This window comes from Streptomyces sp. NPDC056480 (genome assembly GCF_042795405.1).
In the GTDB taxonomy this organism is placed as follows: Bacteria; Actinomycetota; Actinomycetes; order Streptomycetales; family Streptomycetaceae; genus Streptomyces.
In genome coordinates this window covers 1-22,110 of the sequence record NZ_JBHTSA010000132.1, presented here as the reverse complement: position 1 = coordinate 22,110, position 22,110 = coordinate 1, and the positions used below count along the sequence as shown (strand labels likewise).

17 protein-coding genes are annotated in these 22,110 nt (G+C 73.1%); 6 read left to right on the top strand and 11 right to left on the bottom strand.

What is annotated here, in order from left to right; all coding sequences use genetic code 11:
• Window positions 1–56: 56 nt before the first annotated feature.
• The 7 genes from fxsT to ACFQ79_RS34820 all read right to left on the bottom strand — a co-directional run bounded on the left by fxsT (window position 57) and on the right by ACFQ79_RS34820 (window position 11,734).
• Window positions 57–3,080: an FxSxx-COOH system tetratricopeptide repeat protein gene (gene fxsT / locus ACFQ79_RS34850; protein WP_383590864.1), complete on the bottom strand. Its 3,024-nt coding sequence runs from the start codon at window positions 3,078–3,080 to the stop codon at window positions 57–59.
• Between the two features lie 58 nt (window positions 3,081–3,138).
• Complete coding sequence (locus tag ACFQ79_RS34845) at window positions 3,139–4,437, bottom strand: aKG-HExxH-type peptide beta-hydroxylase (RefSeq protein ID WP_383590862.1); 1,299 nt, start codon at window positions 4,435–4,437, stop codon at window positions 3,139–3,141.
• A 126-nt stretch (window positions 4,438–4,563) separates the two neighbouring features.
• Window positions 4,564–4,761 carry a hypothetical protein gene (locus ACFQ79_RS34840; protein ID WP_143204875.1) on the bottom strand — a complete coding sequence of 66 codons (198 nt, stop codon included), beginning with the start codon at window positions 4,759–4,761 and terminating at the stop codon, window positions 4,564–4,566.
• A gap of 114 nt (window positions 4,762–4,875) precedes the next feature.
• Window positions 4,876–8,094 (bottom strand): SAV_2336 N-terminal domain-related protein, encoded by a 3,219-nt coding sequence (locus ACFQ79_RS34835; protein WP_383590860.1) that lies wholly within the window; start codon window positions 8,092–8,094, stop codon window positions 4,876–4,878.
• 7 nt (window positions 8,095–8,101) lie between these two features.
• A complete protein-coding gene (locus ACFQ79_RS34830; protein WP_383590858.1) occupies window positions 8,102–9,118 on the bottom strand; it encodes an AAA family ATPase in 1,017 nt (338 codons plus the stop codon).
• Between the two features lie 121 nt (window positions 9,119–9,239).
• Window positions 9,240–11,285 carry a trypsin-like peptidase domain-containing protein gene (locus tag ACFQ79_RS34825; RefSeq protein WP_383590856.1) on the bottom strand — a complete coding sequence of 682 codons (2,046 nt, stop codon included), beginning with the start codon at window positions 11,283–11,285 and terminating at the stop codon, window positions 9,240–9,242.
• Window positions 11,282–11,734 (bottom strand): CU044_2847 family protein, encoded by a 453-nt coding sequence (locus ACFQ79_RS34820; RefSeq protein WP_383590854.1) that lies wholly within the window; start codon window positions 11,732–11,734, stop codon window positions 11,282–11,284. Before ACFQ79_RS34820 ends, ACFQ79_RS34825 begins: the two co-directional genes overlap by 4 nt.
• A gap of 94 nt (window positions 11,735–11,828) precedes the next feature.
• On the opposite strand from ACFQ79_RS34820, the gene ACFQ79_RS34815 reads away from it, so the two are divergent.
• Entirely contained in the window at window positions 11,829–12,014 is a 186-nt protein-coding gene (locus ACFQ79_RS34815) for a DUF6104 family protein (protein ID WP_010061466.1), read from the top strand.
• Window positions 12,015–12,065: 51 nt separating this feature from the next.
• Here ACFQ79_RS34815 and ACFQ79_RS34810 read toward each other — a convergent pair whose 3' ends face one another.
• Entirely contained in the window at window positions 12,066–12,881 is an 816-nt protein-coding gene (locus ACFQ79_RS34810) for a hypothetical protein (RefSeq protein WP_383590852.1), read from the bottom strand.
• A 149-nt stretch (window positions 12,882–13,030) separates the two neighbouring features.
• On the opposite strand from ACFQ79_RS34810, the gene ACFQ79_RS34805 reads away from it, so the two are divergent.
• Window positions 13,031–13,906 carry a DUF4097 domain-containing protein gene (locus tag ACFQ79_RS34805; RefSeq protein ID WP_383590850.1) on the top strand — a complete coding sequence of 292 codons (876 nt, stop codon included), beginning with the start codon at window positions 13,031–13,033 and terminating at the stop codon, window positions 13,904–13,906.
• Window position 13,907: 1 nt separating this feature from the next.
• Complete coding sequence (locus tag ACFQ79_RS34800) at window positions 13,908–14,810, top strand: PadR family transcriptional regulator (protein ID WP_383590848.1); 903 nt, start codon at window positions 13,908–13,910, stop codon at window positions 14,808–14,810.
• A gap of 94 nt (window positions 14,811–14,904) precedes the next feature.
• Here the strand turns inward: ACFQ79_RS34800 and ACFQ79_RS34795 are convergent, their stop codons facing one another.
• The 3 genes from ACFQ79_RS34795 to ACFQ79_RS34785 form a co-directional block, all read right to left on the bottom strand.
• The gene (locus ACFQ79_RS34795; protein WP_383590846.1) at window positions 14,905–16,308 is read right to left on the bottom strand and encodes a cellulase family glycosylhydrolase; all 1,404 of its coding nucleotides are present in this window, start codon (window positions 16,306–16,308) and stop codon (window positions 14,905–14,907) included.
• A gap of 90 nt (window positions 16,309–16,398) precedes the next feature.
• Window positions 16,399–17,364, bottom strand: a complete 966-nt coding sequence (locus ACFQ79_RS34790; protein ID WP_209496771.1) for a zinc-binding dehydrogenase — start codon at window positions 17,362–17,364, stop codon at window positions 16,399–16,401.
• A 179-nt stretch (window positions 17,365–17,543) separates the two neighbouring features.
• Window positions 17,544–18,755 (bottom strand): NADP-dependent malic enzyme, encoded by a 1,212-nt coding sequence (locus tag ACFQ79_RS34785; RefSeq protein ID WP_383590843.1) that lies wholly within the window; start codon window positions 18,753–18,755, stop codon window positions 17,544–17,546.
• 536 nt (window positions 18,756–19,291) lie between these two features.
• Here ACFQ79_RS34785 and ACFQ79_RS34780 point away from each other — a divergent pair.
• From ACFQ79_RS34780 to ACFQ79_RS34770, 3 genes are read left to right on the top strand one after another with little or no spacing between them, the layout of a single operon-like run.
• A complete protein-coding gene (locus tag ACFQ79_RS34780; RefSeq protein WP_073912288.1) occupies window positions 19,292–20,257 on the top strand; it encodes an ABC transporter substrate-binding protein in 966 nt (321 codons plus the stop codon).
• A gap of 55 nt (window positions 20,258–20,312) precedes the next feature.
• On the top strand, window positions 20,313–21,263 hold the full coding sequence (locus tag ACFQ79_RS34775) for an amino acid ABC transporter permease (RefSeq protein ID WP_383590841.1): 951 nt from the start codon (window positions 20,313–20,315) through the stop codon (window positions 21,261–21,263).
• The gene (locus ACFQ79_RS34770) at window positions 21,260–22,027 is read left to right on the top strand and encodes an amino acid ABC transporter ATP-binding protein (RefSeq protein WP_319309904.1); all 768 of its coding nucleotides are present in this window, start codon (window positions 21,260–21,262) and stop codon (window positions 22,025–22,027) included. Before ACFQ79_RS34775 ends, ACFQ79_RS34770 begins: the two co-directional genes overlap by 4 nt.
• The last annotated feature ends 83 nt before the right edge of the window (window positions 22,028–22,110 follow it).

Genomic DNA, 22,110 nt, shown 5'->3' with positions numbered 1-22,110 from the left:
CCCCGCTTGGGGGTGCCGGGCCTCCGGCGTGTGCGGTGAAGCGTGTGCGGGTGGGATCAGAGGTTGGCCTCGAAGTCCCAGTACGGACGGTTGCGCTGGCGGGCCGAGAGGGTGTGCGGGTGCTGGGCGCCGAGCGTCCTGGTGAGGGTGAGCAGGGCGTCCTCCTCCAGCTTGGAGGCCTCTTCGGTCTCGCGCAGTCCGCGCAGGTCGGTGGCGAGCGAGACCTGACAGGAGAGGGTCAGCGGGTGCTCGGAGCCCATGACGTGACGGGCCCGGCGCAGGGTGTCCCGGCTGAGTTCCGCGGCGTCGGACACGCGCCCGTTGAAGTTGCGCGCGGCCGTGGCGTTGAGGGCGCAGCCCAGGACCCAGGGGTGGTCGGGTCCGAGGGCGGCGGTGAGTCCGGCGAGCGCCGCCTCCAGCATGGTCATGGCCTCGGTGCGCTCGCCCGCCGACTGCATCACGAGCGCGGTGTTGGCGAGGACGCCGGTGGAGACGGGGTGGGCGGGGCCGAGCAGGGCGCGGTAGCCGGCCTCGGCCTCGTTGATGAGTTCGCGGGCCCGGTCGAGGTCACCGTGTTCGCGCAGGTAGTTGGCGTAGTTGGTGACCGCGGAGAGCGTCAGGTAGTGGCCGCGCCCCTGGGCCTGTTCGAGGTGGTCGAGGACCCCGGCCATGACGGCGCCGATGTCCTCCTTGAAGCCGCCCTCGCGGCGTCGGCAGAGGGCGAGCTGGCTGCGCGCGTAGAGGGTCTGCTGGTGCTGGGCGCCGAGGATCTTCACATGGAGGCGGACGTTGGCCTCCTGGCGGCCGAGCGCCTCCCGGTAGCGGCCGAGCAGCCGGAGGTCCTGGGCGACCGCGTTGTTGGAGTTGAGGGTGGAGGGGTGGTGGGGGCGCAGGATGTTCTCGCAGCGGGAGAGGGTGTCCGCGTCCTGCTCGTGGGCCTCCTGGTAGCGGCCGAGCATCCTCAGGACGACGCCGACGTTGTGGCGGGCGGCGAGGGTGAGCTGCTGGGTCTCGCCGAGGAGGCTCTGTGCCTCGCCGAGGACCTCGCGCTGGAGCCGTTCGGACTCCTTGTACTGGCCGAGGAAGCGCAGGTCGCGGGCGATGCAGATCTTGGACTTGAGGTCGCCGAGCTCGTCGGGGTGGTCGGCCGCGGCGAGCAGCGTGCGGCGGGCGAGGTCGAGTTCGTACGCCTCGCGGAAGCCGCCGCTGCGGCGCAGGATGTCGCCCTCGACGGTGGTGAGTTCCTGCATGTGCGGGGAGAGCGGGTCCATGAAGCCGGTCCAGTTGCCGCGGATGCGTCCGGCGAGGCGGGTGCCCGCCTTGTACTCGCCGCTGCGGTCGCAGTAGCGCAGGCAGTTGAGGACGGTGGTCTGGATGCGGGGGTCGGTGCTGCGCAGTGCCCCGGAGGGCTCCAGGTGGGGCAGGAGCTCGGAGTAGCGGGGCCAGTTGCGGCTGTCCGTCGGGTTCCCCGGGTCGGCCTCGGCGAGCAGGGTACGGACGGCCTTGCGGTGGGCGTCGCGGTGCTCGCCGTCGGTGAGCCGGGAGACGATGTCGTGCACCAGCCGGTGCATGTGGATCGACTCCTGCTGCGGTGCGGCCTCCTCGCTGGTGACGGGGCCGCGGGTCTCCCGGGTGAGCACCGAGTAGTTGACGAGGGTGTCGAGGGCCCGGGTCCAGGCGGGCAGGTCGGTGGCCATCCATCGCAGGTCCTCGGGGAGGGAGGCCTGCGGGTGGGCGCGGACGATGCCGAGGGGGATGCGGCCGGGGGCGAAGGAGGCGCACAGGCTGAGGATGTCGATGGCCTGCGGCTGGGCGCGTCGGAGCCGGTTGATCAGTATCGACCAGGAGGTGAGCGAGGTGTTGGGCATGCCCTCGCCGGTGCTCGGCTCGTCGACGGTGGAGAGCCGTCCTTCGCGGACCATGCGCAGGTATTCGGAGGCCTCCATGCCGGACTCGCCGAGCCAGGCGGCCGCCTGGACGAGGGGCAGGGGTACGTCTCCGAATTCGGCGGCGACCTCGTCGGCCTCGACGGCGGTGATGTGCGGGGCCCGGCGCATGAGGTAGCCGGTGGACTCGGCGCGGTCGAAGTTGCGGACCGGGAGCACGTCGGTGTGTTCGCGCCAGCCGTGGTTGCGGGAGGTGATGAGGACGTGTCCGGGTCCCTGCGGGACCATGACGTCGACGTCCCTGATGTCGTCCCAGCCGTCGAAGACGACGAGCCAGCGGCTGTGCGGGTCGCCGCGGCGGAGGGCTTCGCGGACGGCGCGGATGCGTTCGCCGGGCTCGCTGCCGGTGGGGAGTTCGAGGGCGACGGCGAGTTCGCCGAGGCGGTCGCGCTGGACGTTCCGGTCGTCGGAGCTGACCCACCAGATGACGTCGTAGTCGGAGCTGAAGCGGTGGGCGTACTCGGCGGCGATCTGGGTCTTGCCGATGCCGGACATGCCGAGGAGGGTGTACGCGGCGTTGCCGCGCTCGGCGTCCATGAGCCGTTCCTGGAGCTCGGTGAGGAGGTCGTCGCGGCCGGTGAAGCGGGGGTTGCGGCGGGGTACCTCGCCCCAGATGTCCGGCGGGGTCTCGGGGTAGCGGACGAGGGCGCCCGGTGCGATCCGGCGGGCGGGGGAACGGCGCGGTTCGATGTCGAGCCTGCTGAGGAGCCGGGCCTCCGCCTCCTCCTCGCCGACGCCCCAGAGGCTGACCGGTTCGAGGACGGCCGTGGAGGGGAGGAGGGTGCGGTTGGTGAGGTTGACGGCGGCGAAGCGGTCGGCCTGGCTCGCGACGAAGCCGCGCAGGACGTCGTTCCATTCCCCGGCCGGCCGGGGGCCGAGTTCGAAGAACCAGTCGTCGAGGACGAGGAGGACCCTGCCGCGGGCGAGGAGCAGGTCGCCGAGGGAGTCCTCGAGGGGGACCTCGCGGGGCGGGTCCCAGCGTTGCAGGGTGGCGCGGACACCGTGGGTGTCGAGGCGCTGGTTGATCCAGGCCGCCCACGGCCGGTGGTAGCCGGGAAAGACGACGAGGACGTGCTCGGGAGCAGCCCTGCCACCGTGGTCCGCCGAAGCGCCGCCCGACCGCTGTTCCGCCATGTGTGCATCTCCCGTCCCGCTCACGCGCAACGCAGTGTCATGTGCCGTGGGCACAGTGTTACGCAAGGGCTCGCCGGCCGGAGCTGAGGCTCGCAAGGTGCTTCCTCATTTGCCGGGCGAACTCCCTTCCCTCATTGGTCAGTTCATCGGATTCAAGCAGTATCGCAAGAGCTTCGACCACCTGATCGTGGACATGGTCGAAACGTTGTGCGGACCGTACGCGCCACCGCTCGGGCACCCCCGAGGCGCGGGTGCCCCGGGCCGCCCTGTGCCACAGATCGGCGAGCGCCAGATGGGCGTAGACCCCCTGGAGGACGCCGGCGACCGGGCGGGCGTCCGTGCGCCAGCCGACCCGGTAGGTGGGGGCGGCCCGGCCCGGCGGGTGGGGCCGGTGGAGCGGGACCAGCTCGTGGAGGGTGGCGAGCTTGCTGTGGTGCAGTTCGTGGACCAGCGTCTCGGCCATGTCCGCGGCACCGGCCGAGGGCGTCATGAGGACCGCGCCGGGCGCGGCGCTCAGCGTGGCTCCGATGGCACGCGTCCCGCGCGGGACGAGGGGCACGACGGCGTCCACCGAGCGGCCCACCTCGACCGCCCGCTCCCGGTCGGTGCCGCGCAGCAGACGGCGCGCGGCGGTCCAGCGGTCGGCCCAGCCGGCGTGATCGGTGTCGGCGTGGTCGGCCGCGGCCCGGGCCGGGATGCCCATGTCCGGCGGCAGCCGGTACGGGTCGAGGTCCTCCAGCCGGGTCGCGCCGCCGGGCAGGGCGCGCAGCCCGCGCCAGCCGGGGCCGCTGCCCGTCAGCGTCCTCGCGGGGCCGTTCGCGCGGCGGCGGAGCACGGCGCGGGAGCCCGTACCGTCCCCGCCCCCGATCCGTACCGCGTGGGAGCGGGCGTCGATCCGGAGCCGGCCCGCGCCGCCCGACTCGACCCGGCCGACGCCGGGGAGCGGGAGCACTCCGCCGGGCGCTTCGACGACCAGGTCCACCTCGAGCCCGGCGCGCAGGGCCGCGGTGACGGCGAGGAGTTCGAGATGGGCGAGGTGACGGTCGAGGCCGGGCCCGAGCGGCTCGGTGAGCGCGGCGGCGAGCCAGGCGCCGGTGGTCGGGTAGTCGAGGACGGCGCGGACGACCTCCGGGCGGGCCCGCTCGGCCCGTTCGAGCAGCAGCCAGCCCGCCTCGAAGCCGCGCAGCACCGTGGGCGCCACCGTCTCGCGGTGACGCTGGACCCGCACCAGGAGGGTCTTGAGCAGGAGCAGCCGACGGGCGTGCAGCCCGGCGCGCAGCAGCGACGCCCCGGCCGGTCCGGGGCGTGTGGTGGCGAGACCCGCGAGGACCACCGGGTCCGGCGGGGCGGCGATCACCCCCGGCTCCGGACGCGCGACCGGCCGCCGGGCGGGCCGGACGGGCGGCCACGGGGTGACAGGCCACCGGGCGTCGATACGGCCGAAAACGATCGCCCCGTACGGACGTCCCCCGCGTGCGCCCGGTCAGCCGATGAACTCGTCCTCCTGCCAGGACTCGACGAGATCCGAGGGGCGGAGCAGCACTCTCTCCACCGCCGCCCCGAGGGCGGCGTCGTCCATGACCCGCAAGGTCCGCAGGTCGACGGCCGCGAGATCGGACAGTTGCGGAGACCTGACGGCATCCCGGCCGACACCGGTCGCCCACCCCGTGTGCTCGAACACTCTCGGCTCCTCCTCACCGACGCTGTCCCCCACGGTCGTAGCGGTGCGGCGGTTCTTCCCGACGCCAGGAGACCGGAAACCCATTCGATTCAACTGCCCCCATGTGCGCCCCCGTTATCCAGCCGTCCAGGACCACCACGGGGGCATGACGCGACGGCGCTCCTCGGGCGTGAGCGGCACCCCCTCCCTGGCGCCGGCGCCCTCCACCCCCGCGAGCAGCGCCCGGGTCCGCTCCACGTCGTCCCAGTCGACCTCCACCAGCTCCCCGGTGAGGCGCCGCCACTGCGCCGTCGCCGCCAGCAGCACCGTCCGGGCCCGTGCCGGGCGGCCCATCAGGACGAGCACCGCCCCCTGGGCGTGCAGCGCGCGGGCGCCGGTGACCGTGCCCGGCCCGTCGCCGTGGGCGGCGCGGGAGTCCTCCCCCGCGTTGCGGTACGCGGCGAGGGCGTCGCCCGACACCCCGTCCCGCGCGGTTTCGGCCAACTCCAGGCGGACTCTGCCCAGTTGCAGCCACACCTCGGCGCGGTCGCCCGGGTCGTGGGTGCCCCGGAGCGCCTGTTCGAGCACATGGCGGCTCTCGAAGAGGTCGGGCAGGAACCCCGCGCGGTGGAACCGGAGTGCGAGGACGCTGCCGATCAGGGCGCGCGCCCGCGCGCGCTCGGGCGCTCCGGCGGGCAGCCGTGTGAGGGCCTCGCGCAGGACGCCCTCGGCCCGGTCGACCGGCGCCGTGCCCGTCCCCGCGGCGGCCCGCCGCAGCAGCGATCCGCCCCAGGTGAGCAGGAGCGGTCCGCGCTGCTCGCTGTCGGCGGGGGCGAGCAGGGTGGCCTCCTCGTACGCCGCGTCGGCGGCGGCCCCGTCGCCCTCAACGTCATACAGCCGGGCGCGCGCGATCGTGAAGCGCAGCCGCAGCGCGCGCCCCTCGCGGAGGAGGGATTCGGCGCGGTCGAGCACGGGGCCGATGCGGCCGGGGTCGGCCTCGGCGAGGTGGAGGGCGTCGGCGAGGTCGAGGAGGGCGGCGGCGCTCTCGTGCAGGGTGAGGGCGGCGGTGAGTTCGGTGGCCGCCTCCTCGCCGTCACCGCGCGCGAGGAGCAGCCGGCCGCGCCGCAGATGGAGGGTGGCGCGGGCGGTTTCCGGCCAGTGGTCGGCGTCTTCGGCGAGGGCGGTGAGGGCCGCGTCGAGGTGGCCGGTCTCATCGCTTTCCCGCCATAACGCGTGATGGACGACGGCCAGTTCGAGCCGGGACTCGGCCCATGCCTCTCCGCCGGTCCCGGCGAGCTCCCCGGCCCGTACGAGGGTGTCGGCGGCCTCGCCGAGGAGCTCGGGGCGGCGGCCGGTGCGGCGGGCGGCGGCGGTGCCGGCCTCGGCGTACAGGGCGCGGGCGAGGACGATCCGGGCCTCGACCGGTTCGGCCGGGAGCGCCGCCTCGGCGCGCTCGCGTGCCCCGGCGAGCAGGGCGGGGTCGGACTGGGCGCGGCCCTGCGCGAGGAGGCGGCGGGCCTCGGTGAGGGGGTCGGGGGTGACGAGGTCGGGGTGGTAGAAGCGGAGGACGCGGGCGGGGATGCGGGCGAAGAGCTCGGTCTCGGGGCCGTCGGGCCCCAGGGGCTCGTCGGTCGCCTCGGTCTCCTCGGGGAGCTCGGTGGCCCGGCCGTGGCTGCGGCGGGTCCCCTGGCCGTCCCCGGTCCCGGTGTCGGCCTCGGTGGCGGCGCCCGCGAGGCGCGCGGCGGCGAGCGCAGGGAAGTTGCGCATGCCCTGGCCGAAATTGCGCTCCACGTACGCGGAGCAGTGTTTGAGGACGAGCGCGGCGGCACTGGGGTCGAGCGAGCCGAGGAAGTGCTGCTGGATGCCGGGCGGATAGCTGAAGCAGGGGTACGGGGTGGGGCCGGGCAGGCGTCGCAGGAGCCCGCTGAGGAGCACCTCGGCCAGCTCCATGGGGCCGGTGTCGGGGAGCATGGCGCGCTGCACGAGCTGCATCACGGGCAGGGTCAGCGGGGCCGCCGCGAGGTGGACGGCGAGCCGGAGCGCGCCGGGTGAGGCCGCGGCCCGGAAGGCGCGCAGGAGGTCGTCGTCGCTCCGCGCGGCGCGGGGGGTCCTGGGCGCGCGCGGCTCCACCGCCTCGGGGGCGAGCCAGGCGGCCCAGCCGCGTACGGCGTTGCCGCCGTGGCCGGTGTGGAGCCGGGTCCAGGAGGCGAAGGCCTCGGGGGTCGGGGTGAGCACGGGGACGGCCCTGCGGCCGGGGACGAGGGGCCCCCAGGGCTCGTCGTCGGAGCGGAACGCGGTGTGGCCGCCGGGGGTGGCGGAGCGCTGGAAGGTGCCGGGCTCGGCGGGGAGCGCGGTGCGGGGCCAGAGGCGCGGCGGCAGCGGCTGGACGAGGGCGAGCGGGGAGTTGCGGGGCCACTGGCGCAGGAAGCGCTGGGCGGCGCCGCGCTGCCAGAGGGGGCCGACGCAGTCGCTGACGACCAGCGTGAACCGGCGGCCGGTGGGGTCGTGGAGCTGGTCGACGGGGCGCAGCCGGGGGCGGCCGTCGGCGCCGGATGTGGTGGTGACGAGCGGGGGGCCTTCGCCGGTGTCGTACAGCCGGTGCACCTGGACGTCCCGGAAGGCGCCGGACTGCTGGCAGGCCTGGCGGAGTTCCTCGACCATCCGGCTCCAGACGACCATGGCGGGGCCAGTGTCCATGAGGAGCTGGATGTCGGGGCGCCGGCCCGCCGCCGGGCGCATCACGGGGGTGAGGATGCCGGCGGCGGCGCTGCGCTCGGCGGTGGCCTCCTCGTCGAGGACGCCTTCGCCGGGGCGGTGGGGTGCGAGGGCGTAGGCGCGCAGGGGGCGGAGGGCCTTCTGGAGTCCCAGGAGTCCGGGCAGGGCGTTGGCGCCGGGGGCGCGGACGGGCAGGGTCGCGCCCCGGTCCGTACGCCGGTCCCCGCCGGTGGCGGCTGTGCCTCCTGGGGCCTGCGCGGTGTCGGTGGTTCCTGTGCCGCCGGCCCCGGTGCCGTCGGCGCCTCCGGCGGCCTCCCCGGCTGCTCCGGCGGGTCCCGTGGCCATGTGGAGGGAGACGGACTCGCGGGGGCCACCGGGCCCGGCCGCCGCTCCCCCGTCCCCGTCCGTGGCACCGGCCGCGCCGCCGCCCGGGTCCCGGCCGTCGGCGGAGCCGTCCCCGGCCTTCTCCCGGCGGGGGCCGTCCTGCGGTCCCTCCGCCCCGTCCCGCCCCTCCCGGTCCGCGGTCGGGCCGGGGAGCCATTGGGACAGCCAGAGGGCGTCCGCGACGTCCTCGGCGGTGGGGTCCTGGCCACCGGCCCGCAGTCTGCGGGTGAGTTCCTCCAGATGCATCCGGTGCATCCGATCGTCACCTCGGCTGATCGAGCGGTTGCATGAGCATGTCGGCGATGCGTTCCCTGGTGACCCGTTCGGCGCGGGAGGCGTGCTGGGTCAGATAGAGGGCGTTGAGGAGCTGGTCGGTGGCGATGACCTCGCCGGGCTCGCGGTTGAGGAAGCGCTGGACGAGGCCCTGCTCCCCGTCTCCCGCGGCGGCCTCGCTGCCGAGGTGGGCCTCGATCATGGCGCGGAGCTGCTCCTCGCCGGGTGCTTCGAGTTCCAGGCGGATGCACCGGCGCAACAGGGCGGCGGGGAAGTCCCGTTCGCCGTTGGAGGTGAGCACGATGAACGGGAAGGTGGTGCAGCGGACCCGGCCGCCGAGCACCGCCACCTTGCGGCCGTCGTCGCTGAGCACCTCGACGACGGGCTCACGGTCGGCGAGCCGCTCCAGCTCGGGAATGGCGAACTCGCCCTCCTCCAGGGCGTTCAGGAGGTCGTTCGGCAGGTCCAGATCGCTCTTGTCGAGCTCGTCGATGAGCAGGACCCGGGGCTGCTCGGAGGGGAGCAGCGCGGTGCCGAGCGGGCCGAGCCGGATGTACGAGCCGATGCCGGCCGGCGCCGCGGCGGCGGAGCCGGGCGATCCGGCCTGGGCACGCTCCAGCTGGACGTCCTGGAGCCGGCCGATGGCGTCGTACCGGTAGAGCCCGTCCTGGAGGGTGGTCCGGCTGACGATCGGCCACCGGAGCACCCGGCCGAGGCGCAGTTCGTGGGCGACGGCGTGGGCGAGGGTGGACTTGCCGGTGCCGGGGTTGCCGGTGACGAGGAGCGGACGCCGCAGGTACAGCGCGGCGTTGACGGCGTCGGTCTCGGCCGGCCTGGGGTGGTGGTTCTGGACGAGTCTGCGCTTGACGCCGAGCCGCCGGTCGGAGCCGGCCAGGGTGTCGTCGGCGCCGCCCGTGGAGAAGTCGCGCCAAGGCGGCGGGTCGGGCAGCCGCTGTATCTCGTCGTGCGGAAGACCGGCACCACGGTAGATCCGCCAATCGTTCACGATGGACTCCTCCTGGCTGTGGTGTCGGCGCCGGGCCCGTCGACCGTACCGCCCGGAAGCGGGGCCTGCCGATGGCTTAATCGGACGGATCGCGGGGCCGTCGTCCCGGTGGGCACTCGGGTCACTGCTCCCCCTCGCCGAGCAGGGGCGGGGGCTCCAGGCTGCCGCCGTACGGGGGCCGGTCGGGCGGGTCCAGGAGCAGGGCGATGCTCTCGGCCCACGCGTACGCCGCGCGCGCCTCGGGCCCGGCGGCCCGGTCCGCGCGGGTACGCAGGGACCGGACGGGACCGCGCACGTCCCAGGCGTCGCGGACGGTGGAGAGCAGCCGGCCGGCCCGCTCGTGGAACTCCGCGCAGTCGGTGTGGTCGTGGGCGCCGGTCCGCCAGAGGGCGACCGGATGCCCGGCTTCGAGCGCCGCGTTCATCGCCATGAACCCGTCGCCGCTGCCGACGTGACCGCAGTGGACGGGGACGGCGCCGCCCGCGGCCTCACGGAGCCGGTCGTACGCCTCCGGCCGGGTCTCCCGGCGCACCCGCGGGGTGTGGGCGTCCGGGCCGGCGCCGGGCGCCTCCGCGCGCAGCGGGATCGCGTGGAGCGGCCCGTGCTCCGCCGCCGCCCAGCGCTCGCGCCACTCGGGCGTCGGTTCCCGGTCGTTGCGGCGGGCGTCGCGGATGACGACGAACCTGCGCTGGCCGAGGGCGGGCAGCCAGGCGTCGTCGGGGCCCTGGGGCGGTTCGAGCCGCCAGGTGTCGAGGGGTTCGTCGAAGAGTTCGCGCGGGAGCACCGCCTCCACGGCGGCCAGGTGCGGTCCGCTGTCGCCGCGCCGCAGGGCGTCCGCGAGCGGTTCGCGCAGGGTCTCCCTGAGCTGGGCCCGTGTGGCGCCCCGCTCGTCGAAGTGGAGCGGGCTGACCGTGTGTCCGTCGAGGAGGAGCTTGACCCGCCACGGGTAACGCCCCGGGTCGTAGACCGGGGGGTCGATCTCCAGGAGGACGTCGGCACGCGCGCGGGGCTCGCGTACGGAGAGGGGCGCCGGCCGGCCGGGGCTGACGAGCAGGTCGATCTCGCGCCGGAGGTGCCGGTCGGCGTCGGCCGACTCCTTGACGATCCAGTGGGTGAGCTTCGAGGTGTCGACCCGCTCGCCGTACCGCCCGCGCACGTGCCGGGCGACATGGGCGGCGTACAGGAGCACCGCGTCCAGTTCGAGGTCGCGGACGCCGTCCCTGCGGGGCGCCCGCAGACCGCGCAGGAGTCCGGCGCCCTCGCTCCAGGTGCGCGGGTCGTCCTCCAGGGCGTCCGGCAGTTCGTCGTCCCTGATCCAGGCCTTGACCTGGTCGATGAGGTCCATGATCTCGCCGGGCGCGGTGGGCGCGGGCAGCTCGGCGAAGTGTCCGTACAGCTGGGTGCGCGGTCCCGGGCCGACGCCCGCGGCGCCGGTGAGACGTCCCTGGGTGCGGGTCCAGTCGGGCCGGTCGTCCAGGGAGTGGTAGTGGGCGAGGTGGTACCGGTCGTGGGCGCGCAGTGCCTCGCCCATCGCCTCGCCGCCGGGGAGGTCGTGCAGCCGGCGCAGCGCGGTGACGGGGACGACGGCGCCGCCGTCGCGGCCGCGTCCCTTGTTGAGGCCGACGACGGCGCCCTGCTGGTGGTCGACGACGGGCCCGCCGGAGCAGCCTTCGACGGGCATGACCCAGTCGGTGATGAGCGCCCTGCCGTCCGTGCCGATCAGGGTGCCGTGGACGTGCCGGATGCCGAGCTCGCCGGTCTCCCGCGACCAGCCGTGCAGTCCGACGGAGGCCGGCGGGACGGGCGGGCGCTCGCCGAGGCGCACACAGGACGCGTTCTGCGCGGCGGGCACGCGGACGAGCGCGATGTCGGGGAAGGGCCACCGGTCCGGCGGGTCGTCGGGCCGGTCGGGGCGCGGCAGGGCGAGCACGACGGTGCCGGTGGTCTCCCGGGAGGTCTTTCCGTCCTCCCAGGTGATGCCGACGGCGGGCTCGCTCCTCCACACCGCGCTTCCCCCCTCGGCCACGACATGGGCGCAGGTCAGCACCCAGCCGGGGGCGATGAAGAAGCCGGTGCCCCAGTACCGGTCGCCGTGCGGGTCATACCCGCGGTCGGGAGCGGCGATGCGTACGAGTGCGGGGCGCACGAGAGCGTCGAAGGCGCTCATGCGGGCTCATCGGCCGCCGGGTCCGGTGCCGAGGGGTCGGGTGCGGGCGGCCGGGGTGCGGGGACGGCCGCGGGATCCGCGGCGGAGTCCGGCGCGGGACCGGCCTCGGGCGCGGCGGCCCGGCCGGGTTCGGTCCAGGTCAGGGAGACGTTCACGGAGGCCTTGCCCGAGCCGTCGGCGAGGACTCCGATGACCTTGCCGGACTGCGCCGACAGTTCGATGCCGAAGCTGACGGCGACCTCGACGGCGCCCTGCGGGTCGAGCCCGGCCCGCAGCGAGCCGACCACCCCGCGCACCACGTCCGTGAGCCCGCCGGCCATCGAGACCACCCGGTCCTTGACGCCGGTGTCCTGGAACCCGCCGCCCCTGCCGAGTTCCTGCACGTCACTGACCCGGGCCCACACGGGCGTGCCGTCGTCCAGCCGAATACGCGCGATCCCGTGCGTCACAGCGCCCCCGCTCCCCGAAACGATGATGGGGAAGGCTAGTCGGTGGCACTGACGGGCGACAGGGGACGTGAGGGGTTCGGCCTATCCTGAACGCATGTACTTCACGGACCGTGGCATCGAGGAACTGGAGAAGCGGCGCGGCGAGGAGGAGGTCACCTTCGAGTGGCTCGCCGAGCAGCTGCGGACGTTCGTCGATCTCAATCCCGACTTCGAGGTGCCGGTCGAGCGCCTCGCGACCTGGCTGGCCCGTCTCGACGACGAGGACGACGAGGACGAGTAGGGCCCGCTCGTAGGGACGGCCGCTCCGAGGGGTGACCCCGCGCGCGCGGGGTCACCCCTCGCGCAGTCGGTCGTAGACGAGGCCGAGCGCGCCGTGGGCGACGAGCAGCGCCCCGGCCGTCGCCCAGCCGCCACTGCGGCGGCCCAGGCCCCAGATCAGCAGCGGCACTCCCGCGGCGAGCTGCGCCACGCCCAGGACGCGCGCCCTGGGGCCGCGCAGGTACGGGCCGAGGGGACCGCCCTCCACCACGTCGAGTTCGGCGCGCACGGCATCTCTCCAGCCCGACCCTTCGAGCTGCTCGGCGCCCTGGGCCAGGGCCGCGGAGCGGAGCCGGTCGGCGCTCTCGCCGGGGTGGAGGCCGGCGGGCAGGGCGAGCCCGGCACGGCCGAGGACGGCGACGACGCCGAGGAGCCGGGCGGGGGCGTCGGCGTCCGGGTCGGGCCGGGTGAGCGGTTCCAGGGCCTGGACGTCGAGGACGGGGTCGAGGGCGAGCCGGGCGGCGAAGGTGCGCATGGCCTCGTCCTCGCCGACGGGGGTGCCGTCCGCGAGCCAGGTGTAGCCGACCGTGCGGCGGAAGCCGGCGGCGAGCGTGAGGCCGGCCCGGTCGCGGTCCCACCAGAACGCGACGACGGGCCAGCCGGCGGCCGAGACGGCGAGGGCGGTGGCCCAGCCGGTGACGACCCGGTCGACCGGCTCCCCGCCGTGGAGCCAGGGCTTCCCCTCCGGTACGAGCACGCTCCAGTCCTCGCCCGCGGGGGCGAGCAGCAGGTGCTCGCGGAGCAGCTGGGCGGGTGGCCGGACCGTCGGGGGATCGGCACGGCAGAGGAGCAGTGCCCCGACGGGATGCGGTCCGGATGTCGCGTTCATGGGCCCCACGCTAGGCCAATTTGTCCGTGTACGACGGCAATTGCACCCACCCTGTCAGGGGAGAGTCAGGGTTGACTTCCCTTCACCGCGATATATCGTGTCTCTTGGAAACACGATATGTTGCGTTGTCGAAACGGGAGGTCAGCACCATGACAGAGTGGTCCGTCACCGAGCCGACGAAGCTGGCCCCCGCCGATCCCGTGACCCGGCTGCAGGTCCGCATCGTCAACGGCACGGTGAACGTGGTGGGGACGGACGAGAGTTCCGCCCGCGTGGAGGTCTCCGAGGTCGAGGGGCCGCCGCTGCTCGTGTCCCAGGACGGCTCCACCCTGACCGTGGGCTACGAGGACCTCCAGTGGAAGAGCGCCCTCAAGTGGCTCGACCGCAAGGAGTTCCGGCGCAGGGCCGTCGTCTCCGTCGCCGTCCCCGCGGGCGTCGACGTCGAGGTGGCCGTGGTCGGCGCCGAGGCCGTCGTCACCGGCATCACGGGGCGTACGGAGGTGCGCGGAGTCTCCGGCGACACCACCCTCCTCCGGCTCTCCGGCCCGGTCCGCGCCGAGAGCGTCTCGGGCAACCTGGAGGCCCAGTCGGTCACGGGCGCGCTCCGGATCAACTCGGTGACCGGCGACGTGACGGTGATCGAGGGCGCGGGCGCCTCCGTGCGGGCCGAGACCGTCAGCGGCGACATGGTCATCGACCTCGACCCGGCCGAGCTCGACGGGCCGCCCGCCGACATCCGGCTCTCCAGCCTCTCCGGCGAGGTCGCCATCCGCCTCCCCCACCCGGCCGACGCCCGCGTCGAGGCCAACACGACGACGGGCTCCGTGTCGAACGCCTTCGAGGACCTGCGCGTGGCCGGACAGTGGGGCACCAAGTCCGTCACCGGCACCCTCGGTTCGGGGCGCGGCACCCTCAAGGCGACCACCGTCTCCGGCTCCATCGCGCTGCTCCGCCGTCCCGAGTCCGAAGAGGACGGCGGCTCCACCCCCTCCCCCACCCCCTCCGCGACCGGAAAGGTGCTCTGACATGCCGCCCGTCTTCGCGCACGGCCGCCTGCGCCTCTATCTGCTGAAGCTGCTCGACGAGGCGCCCCGCCACGGCTACGAGGTGATCCGCCTCCTGGAGGAGCGCTTCCAGGGCCTGTACGCGCCCTCGGCGGGCACGGTCTATCCGCGCCTGGCCAAGCTGGAGGCCGAGGGCCTCGTCACCCACGCCAGCGAGGGCGGCCGCAAGGTCTACTCGATCACCGACGCCGGCCGCGCCGAGCTGGCCGGGCGCGGAGCCGAACTGGACGACCTGGAGCGGGAGATCCGCGAGTCGGTGTCGGAGCTCGCGGCGGAGATCCGTGACGACGTGCGCGGTGCGGCGGGCCGGGTGCGCAGCGAGATGCGCGCGGCGGCGGGCCGGACCCGCGCGGCGGAGTCGTCCTCCTCGTTCGCCGAGGCCAAGGAGGAGCTGCGCCGGGTGGGGCAGGAGTGGAAGGAGCAGGCCCGCCAGGCCCGCGCCGAGGCCAAGTCCGCCCGCCACCAGGCGAAGGAGTTCCAGCGGATCGCCCAGCAGGTGCAGGAGGAGGTACAGGACCGCTTCTCGCGCGGCGACTGGCCCAAGGGCGTCTGGGAGGGCCTCTCGGACATCACGGCCCAGCTCGGCGGCCTCGTGGCGGGCACGACCCACCCCAAGGCCGCCGGCCAGGAGCCGCCGTTCGCGGCGGCCCCGGCCGACGAGGTGCCGGAGTGGGCGCGGGACACGGAGGGCTCGGGAGACCCGGCCCGCGACCTGGACCGGCTCCTCGACCGCTTCCGCGACGAGATCCGGGACGCGGCCCGCGACCACGGGGTGAGCCAGGAGCAGCTGGCCGAGACCCGCGCCCAGCTGTCGACGGCGGCGACCCGGATCACGGGCCTGCTGCGATCCCACCCGAAGGCGTGACGGCCGCGCCCACCGCGTCCCCGCCCGAAGGCGTGACCGCCGCGCCCACCGCGTCCCCGCCCGAGGGCCGGTCCCGGCCTCTCCCGGCGGGGTCTCAGCGCCGGGTGGCGGTCACCGTCACCCGGGCGCCCGGGACCGCGACGACCAGGGCCCGGCCCGCGGCCGGGCGGAGCACCAGCGCGCCGCCCCGGGCCGTCACCCGCCAGTCGCCCGGCGGCAGAGCCAGTTCGGTGACCCGGGAGCCGCGGCGCCCCGCGGAGTCGTACGCGAGGCGGTAGACCCCGGCCCCCGGGTCGTAGGCGGCGGAGCGCACCGCGCCCGCGACCGCCTCCGCGTACGGCTCGGCGGTCAGCTCCTTGTTCGTACGGAACGCCCCCGTCGCGTCCACGGCGCAGTAGCCGCCGCCGTAGCACCACTCCCAGCCCGCCCAGCCGGAGCTGTAGCGGCCGAGCGAGGCCATGGCCTCCCGGTAGAAGCGGTTCATGTTCGGCCGGGAGTTGTCGAGCGGTCCCCACTCGCCCACCAGCACGGGGACCTTGTACTCCTTCGGGTACAGGGTGACGGCCTGCTCGTAGTTCTCGATCCAGCGGGCTCCCGGGTCGTAGTCCCCGCCGGCCTCCATCGCGCCGTTGTAGAAGTGCGGGGCGTAGACGATCTTCGGGTCGTCGATCCGGCCGAGTCCCGTGGGCACGCCCTCGCCCACGATGGGAGTCGGTTCGACGAAGATCCAGCTGTCCTTGTCGACCGAACGGATCGCGTCCGCGACACGGTTGTACATCGGGGTGACCTGCTCCCGCTCGATCCGCCGGGCGGCGGTCGCCAGGTCCTCGCCCTCGCGCAGCTCGCCCATCGGCTCGTTGATCGGGTCGTAGCCGAGCACCGCCGGGTGGTCCTCGAAGCGGTCGGCGAGCACCCGCCACATCCGGGCCTGGGCGCGCCGCAGGTCCTCGTCCTCGTACAGATGGGTGAAGGCGCGCTGCACGGCGGGCTCGAAGTACTCGGAGAACCAGTCGTCGGGGTGCGGCGTGAAGGGCAGTCCGTCGGTCCTGGTCGCCCAGGCGGGTACGCCCCGGTGGCCGAAGGCGGGCCCGAAGACGTCCTGGTGGGCGTCGATGAGGACCTTGACGTCGTGCTTCTCGGCCCAGTCCAGGATCCGTTCGATCTTCCGGAGATAGGACTGGCTGTACTGGCCGGGCCGGGGCTCCAGGTCGTCCCAGAAGACCAGGACCCGGGCGAAGTTGAAGCCCTTGGCCCGCATGTCGCGGAAGTGCTTCTCGGTGATCCCGGAGAGGGCGGCATCACCGCTGTGCGCCTTGTCCCCGACGTTCCAGCCGCGCAGGGTGAGGGCGCGGCCGTGCTCGTCGGTGAGGGCGGGGATCGCGTCCCCGCCGGCCTCAGGGCGGTCGGCGGCGGCGACGGGGACGGCGGGGGCGATCAGCGCGGCGGCGAGGGCGCCCGCGACCAGGGTGGTTCGCCAGGCGTGGGTGGTTCTCGACAAGGTGGACCTCCGGCACGAGGAAGTGAGCGTTGTTCACGTTTCACGTGCCGGAGATCCCATCAGTCCTACCGGCGAGTCATCAAGAGGTCGTCACGAGGTCTTCAGGACGATCTTTCCGAAGAGATCGCCGGCGGCCAGCCGCTCGAAGCCCTCCCGCGCCCGGTCCAGCGGCAGGACCTCGTCGACGACCGGCCGGAGCCCCGTCGCCGCACAGAAGGACAGCAGGTCCTCCAGCTCGTCCTTGGAGCCCATGGTCGAGCCGACGACCTTCAGTTCGAGGAAGAAGATCCGCGTCAGCTCGGCGTGCGCGGGCCGGTCGCCGCTCGTGGCGCCCGAGATGACGAGCGTGCCGCCGGGCCGCAGCGACTTGACGGAGTGGGACCAGGTGGCGGCGCCGACGGTCTCGATGACCGCGTCGACCCGCCGCGGGAGCCGCGCGCCCGGCTCGAACGCCTCGACGGCGCCGAGCTCGACGGCCCGCTTGCGCTTCTCCTCGTCCCGGCTGGTGGCGAAGACCCGCAGGCCGGCGGCCTTGCCGAGGGCGATCGCCGCGGTGGCGACACCGCCGCCCGCGCCCTGCACGAGCACCGAGTCCCCGGGCCGTACACCGGCGTTGGTGAAGAGCATGCGGTAGGCGGTCAGCCAGGCGGTGGGCAGACAGGCGGCCTCCTCGAAGGAGAGCTCCTTCGGCTTGGGCAGCACGTTCCAGCGGGGCACGGTCACCCGCTCGGCGAAGGTGCCCTGGTAGTGCTCGGTGAGGATGGACCGGGGCTCGTCGGGTCCGACGCCGTGACCGGTCTGGCCGATCACGGAGTGCAGCACGACCTCGTTGCCGTCCTCGTCGATCCCTGCGGCGTCGCAGCCGAGGATCATCGGCAGCTTCTCCTCGGGCAGCCCGACCCCGCGCAGCGACCACAGGTCGTGGTGGTTGAGCGAGGCGGCCTTGACGGTGACGGTGGTCCACCCCGGGCGCACCTCGGGCTCGGGACGTTCACCCAATTCGAGGCCGTTCAGGGGCTGGTCGCGGTCGATTCGGGCAGCGTAGGCAGCGAACATGGCCCCGACCCTAGGCGGCCCCGGCCGGACCGCGGAACCACACACCCGTGTGACGCGCGTCCCTCCCCCGCCGGTACGCCCGCCTCGTTCCTGCGGCTCCCTCGCCCCGGCGACTCCCCACACGCGAAAGGGCCCCGTCCTGGGAGCAGGACGGGGCCCTTCACGGGGTGTGCGACGCGTCAGCGCCGGGCGACGCCCTCCGCGCGGGCGGTGGCGGCGACCGCGGCCGCGACGGCCGGGGCGACCCGCTCGTCGAACGGCGACGGGATCACGCAGTCGGCGGCGAGCTGGTCGCCGACGACGTCCGCGATCGCGTTGGCCGCGGCGATCTTCATGCCCTCGGTGATCCGGGAGGCCCGGACCTGGAGCGCGCCGGCGAAGATGCCGGGGAACGCGAGGACGTTGTTGATCTGGTTCGGGTAGTCCGAACGGCCGGTCGCCACGACGGCCGCGTACTTGTGCGCGACGTCGGGGTGGACCTCGGGGTTCGGGTTGGCCATGGCGAACACGAAGGCGTTCGGGGCCATGGAGGCGACGGCCGCCTCGGGGACCGTACCGCCGGAGACGCCGATGAAGACGTCGGCGCCGGCGAGGGCGGCCTCCAGGGAGCCGCTGAGGCCCGCCTTGTTGGTGAGGTCGGCGATCTCGCGCTTGACCGGGTTGAGGTCGTCCCGGTCGCGGCTGACGATGCCCTTGCGGTCGGCGACGGCGACGTCGCCGAGCCCGGCCTCCAGGAGGAACTTGGCGATGGCGACTCCGGCCGCGCCGGCGCCGGAGATGACCGCGCGCAGGTCGCCGAGGGTCCGGCCGGTCAGCTTCGCCGCGTTGCGGAGGGCGGCGAGGGTGACGATGGCGGTGCCGTGCTGGTCGTCGTGGAAGACGGGGATGTCGAGGCGCTCCTGGAGCTTGCGCTCGATCTCGAAGCACCGCGGCGCCGAGATGTCCTCCAGGTTGACGCCGCCGAAGGACGGGGCCAGCCGGACGACGGTCTCGACGATCTCGTCGGTGTCCGTGGTGGCGAGGGCGATCGGGACCGCGTCCACGCCGCCGAACTGCTTGAAGAGGATGGCCTTCCCCTCCATGACCGGGAGGGAGGCCTCCGGGCCGATGTCACCGAGGCCGAGCACCGCCGTACCGTCGGTCACGACCGCGACGACCTGCGACTTCCAGGTGTAGTCGTTGACCAGGTCGGGCTGCTCGGCGATCGCGGTGCACACCTTGGCGACGCCGGGCGTGTACGCGAGGGACAGGTCGTCCTTGTTCCGGACGGGAACGGTGGCCTGAATGGCCATCTTGCCGCCCCGGTGGAGGGCGAAGACAGGATCGAAGGGCTCCTCCGGAGCTCCTTCCGTACCGCTGTCATTGCGAGGATTGACGATCTCCGCTGCCATTGGGTTGACCCCTTAAGTCTGCTTCATTTGAGGGTTGGCCGCTCCTGGTGTGGAGCGGTGGGCGGGTCCCGCGGCCGCCGTGTCTGGTAGCCGCGCGGGCGCGCCGCACAACGCGCCCTGAGCCCCGGATGAGGGGTGTAAGGATCCTTCTTACCGGACGGACGGCACCGCAGACGAGTCCATATCCGCTCGGTGACGCGACTCATACCGAGCGCATCCGGACACGGACGGAGGACGACACGTCACCCCATGTCCATATAGGTGCTTCAAGCACCCGATTGGTGGCCTTCGTGTCGTCCGAATGGCGAGATCAACAGGAAATTCTTCGGTGGCGTGGAAGGCATCCAGCAGAAGATCCGGCCCTGATGTACCGGCCTGTTGGCATTCGCGGGTCACCCGTTATCCGATTTTGACATCCGTGGCCGTCGGTTTGAGGCGGTCCGAATGGCAAGATGCCGTAATCACACGAGGTCACGACACTCGAAGAGACGTACGTGACCACTGGCAACTCCCTCACACGCCGGAGGAACCCGATCATGACCGCACGCTCCACGCGCTGTACGACCGCCAAGACCCGCACGTCCCGTCTTGCCGCGGTCGCCGCCACCGCGGTCGTCGGCTCCGTGCTGCTGACCGCCTGTGGCGACCAGACCGAGGGCGGCTCCTCCGCCACCCCGACGAAGGACGGCGGCTCCGCCAACGCCGCCCCGCTCTTCTCGAAGCTCCCCGCGGACATCCAGAAGGCCGGTGTCATCAAGGTCGGCACCGACGCCTCGTACGCCCCGATGGAGTTCACCGAGGGCGGCAAGATCGTCGGTGTCGACCCCGACATCGCCGCGGCCCTGAGCAAGCAGCTCGGTGTCGAGTTCAAGTTCACCTCGGGCACCTTCGACGGTCTGATCACCTCGATCTACACCGGTCGCCAGGACGTGATCATGTCCTCGATGACGGACAACAAGAAGCGCCAGGAGGGCCTGGACGACAACGGGAAGAAGATCGGCAAGGGCATCGACTTCGTCGACTACTTCAGCTCCGGCGTCTCCCTCCTGGTCAAGAAGGGCAACCCGCAGAACATCAACTCGCTCGACGACCTCTGCGGCAAGACCGTGGCCGTCCAGCGCGGCACGATCTACGAGGACACCTTCAAGGCCCAGGCCACGAAGTGCGGCGCGAACAAGCTGACGATCCAGGCCTTCGACACCGACGCCGAGGCGCAGACCCGCGTCAAGGCCGGCGGCGCCGTGGCCGACCTCAACGACTACCCGGTGGCCGCGTACATCGCGAAGACCTCGGGCGGCGGCAACGACTTCGAGGTCGTCGGCAACCAGAGCGACGTCGGCCTCTTCGGCATCGGCGTCTCCAAGGACAACACCCAGCTGCGCGACGCCATCAAGGAAGCGCTCGACGCGGCCATCAAGGACGGCACCTACGCCGATGCCCTGAAGAAGTGGGACGTCTCCGACAGCGCCGTCAAGACGGCCACCGTCAACGCCGGTCAGTGACCTTCCCCGTCGAAGCCGGCAAGTGACCTCCCCGCTCCACTGAAGGGCAGTCGTCATGACTGACAAGATCTCAAAGGACCCGGCCGCCGCTCCGGCCGGGTCCGGCGCCTCGGGTTCCCCGTACGAGGCGATCAAGGCCATCCCCGTGCGGCACTACGGGCGCTGGGTCAGCGGCGTCGTGGTCGTCGCCCTGCTCGGATGGCTCGTCTACGCCTTCTCCCAGGGCAACATCATCTGGGACACGGTGTGGGACAAGCTGTTCGACCCGTCGGTCCTCGACGGCCTGGTGAACACCGTGATCATCAGCGTCGCCTCGATGGCCCTCGGCCTCGTCCTCGGCGTCGTCTTCGCGGTGATGCGGCTGTCCAAGAACCCCGTGACCGGCGCCGTCGCCTGGCTCTACATCTGGTTCTTCCGCGGCACCCCGGTGTACGTGCAGCTGCTGGTGTGGTTCAACCTGTCGCTGATCTTCGAGTACATCAACCTCGGGCCGATCTACAAGAACGAGACCGTCGACGTCATGACGCCGTTCATGGTCGCGCTGCTCGGTCTCGGCCTCAACGAGGGCGCCTACATGGCGGAGATCGTCCGGGCGGGCATCCAGTCCGTCGACGAGGGTCAGACGGAGGCCGCGCACGCGCTCGGCATGTCCCAGACCAAGACCATGGGCCGGGTCGTCCTTCCGCAGGCCATGCGGGTCATCGTGCCGCCGACGGGCAACGAGTTCATCAACATGTTGAAGACCTCGTCCCTCGTCTCGGCCGTGCAGTACACAGAACTCCTGCGGGCCTCGTCGAACATCGGCAGCACGGCGGGCGCCGTGATGGAGATGCTCTTCGTCGCCTCCATCTGGTACCTCGCGCTGACCAGCGTGTTCAGCGTCGGCCAGTACTACCTGGAGCGCCGTTTCGCCCGCGGTTCGACGCGTAACCTGCCGCCCACCCCGTGGCAGCGGGTCAAGACGAACCTCACCACGTTCAAGCGTTCCCCGGAGGCATCGGCATGACCGGTCAGCCCATGGTCAAGGCGGAGGGCGTCCACAAGTCCTACGGCGCCGCCCACATCCTCCGGGGCATCGACCTGGAGGTCCAGAACGGAGAGGTGTTCTGCCTGGTCGGCCCGTCCGGCTCCGGCAAGTCCACCTTCCTGCGCTGCATCAACCACCTGGAGCGGGTCGACGGCGGCCGGCTCTCGGTCGACGGCCAGCTGGTCGGCTACCGGGAGAAGAACGGCAAGCTGTACGAGCTGAAGGACAGCGAGGTCGCGGTCCAGCGCCGTGACATCGGCATGGTCTTCCAGCGCTTCAACCTGTTCCCCCACATGACGGCCCTGGGCAACGTCATGGAGGCGCCCATCCAGGTGAAGGGCGAGTCCAAGGCCGTGGCGCGCGAGCGTGCCGAGCGCCTGCTCGACCGGGTCGGCCTGGGCGACAAGATGGGGAACTACCCGTCGCAGCTCTCCGGCGGTCAGCAGCAGCGCGTCGCCATCGCCCGTGCGCTGGCGATGGAGCCGAAGCTGATGCTCTTCGACGAGCCGACGTCGGCGCTCGACCCGGAGCTGGTCGGTGACGTCCTCGACGTCATGCGGGACCTCGCCGAGTCGGGCATGACGATGATCGTCGTCACGCACGAGATGGGCTTCGCCCGTGAGGTCGGCGACTCGCTGGTCTTCATGGACGGCGGTGTGGTCGTCGAGTCGGGCAACCCGCGCGACGTCCTCGGCAATCCGCAGCACGACCGGACGAAGGCGTTCCTGTCGAAGGTGCTGTGACGCGAAGGCGCTGCAGGTCTGCAGGTCGAAGGCGTTCCGGCCGGAGACACGGGAAGGGGCGGGACGGGAGGACCCGTAACGCC

Coding starts and splice junctions, on each gene's coding strand:
- fxsT (WP_383590864.1), bottom strand. CDS start 3,080: ATGGCGGAACAGCGGTCGGGCGGCGCTTCGGCGGACCACGGTGGCAGG.
- ACFQ79_RS34835 (WP_383590860.1), bottom strand. CDS start 8,094: ATGCACCGGATGCATCTGGAGGAACTCACCCGCAGACTGCGGGCCGGT.
- ACFQ79_RS34825 (WP_383590856.1), bottom strand. CDS start 11,285: ATGAGCGCCTTCGACGCTCTCGTGCGCCCCGCACTCGTACGCATCGCC.
- ACFQ79_RS34815 (WP_010061466.1), top strand. CDS start 11,829: ATGTACTTCACGGACCGTGGCATCGAGGAACTGGAGAAGCGGCGCGGC.
- ACFQ79_RS34810 (WP_383590852.1), bottom strand. CDS start 12,881: ATGAACGCGACATCCGGACCGCATCCCGTCGGGGCACTGCTCCTCTGC.
- ACFQ79_RS34805 (WP_383590850.1), top strand. CDS start 13,031: ATGACAGAGTGGTCCGTCACCGAGCCGACGAAGCTGGCCCCCGCCGAT.
- ACFQ79_RS34800 (WP_383590848.1), top strand. CDS start 13,908: ATGCCGCCCGTCTTCGCGCACGGCCGCCTGCGCCTCTATCTGCTGAAG.
- ACFQ79_RS34790 (WP_209496771.1), bottom strand. CDS start 17,364: ATGTTCGCTGCCTACGCTGCCCGAATCGACCGCGACCAGCCCCTGAAC.
- ACFQ79_RS34785 (WP_383590843.1), bottom strand. CDS start 18,755: ATGGCAGCGGAGATCGTCAATCCTCGCAATGACAGCGGTACGGAAGGA.
- ACFQ79_RS34780 (WP_073912288.1), top strand. CDS start 19,292: ATGACCGCACGCTCCACGCGCTGTACGACCGCCAAGACCCGCACGTCC.
- ACFQ79_RS34775 (WP_383590841.1), top strand. CDS start 20,313: ATGACTGACAAGATCTCAAAGGACCCGGCCGCCGCTCCGGCCGGGTCC.
- ACFQ79_RS34770 (WP_319309904.1), top strand. CDS start 21,260: ATGACCGGTCAGCCCATGGTCAAGGCGGAGGGCGTCCACAAGTCCTAC.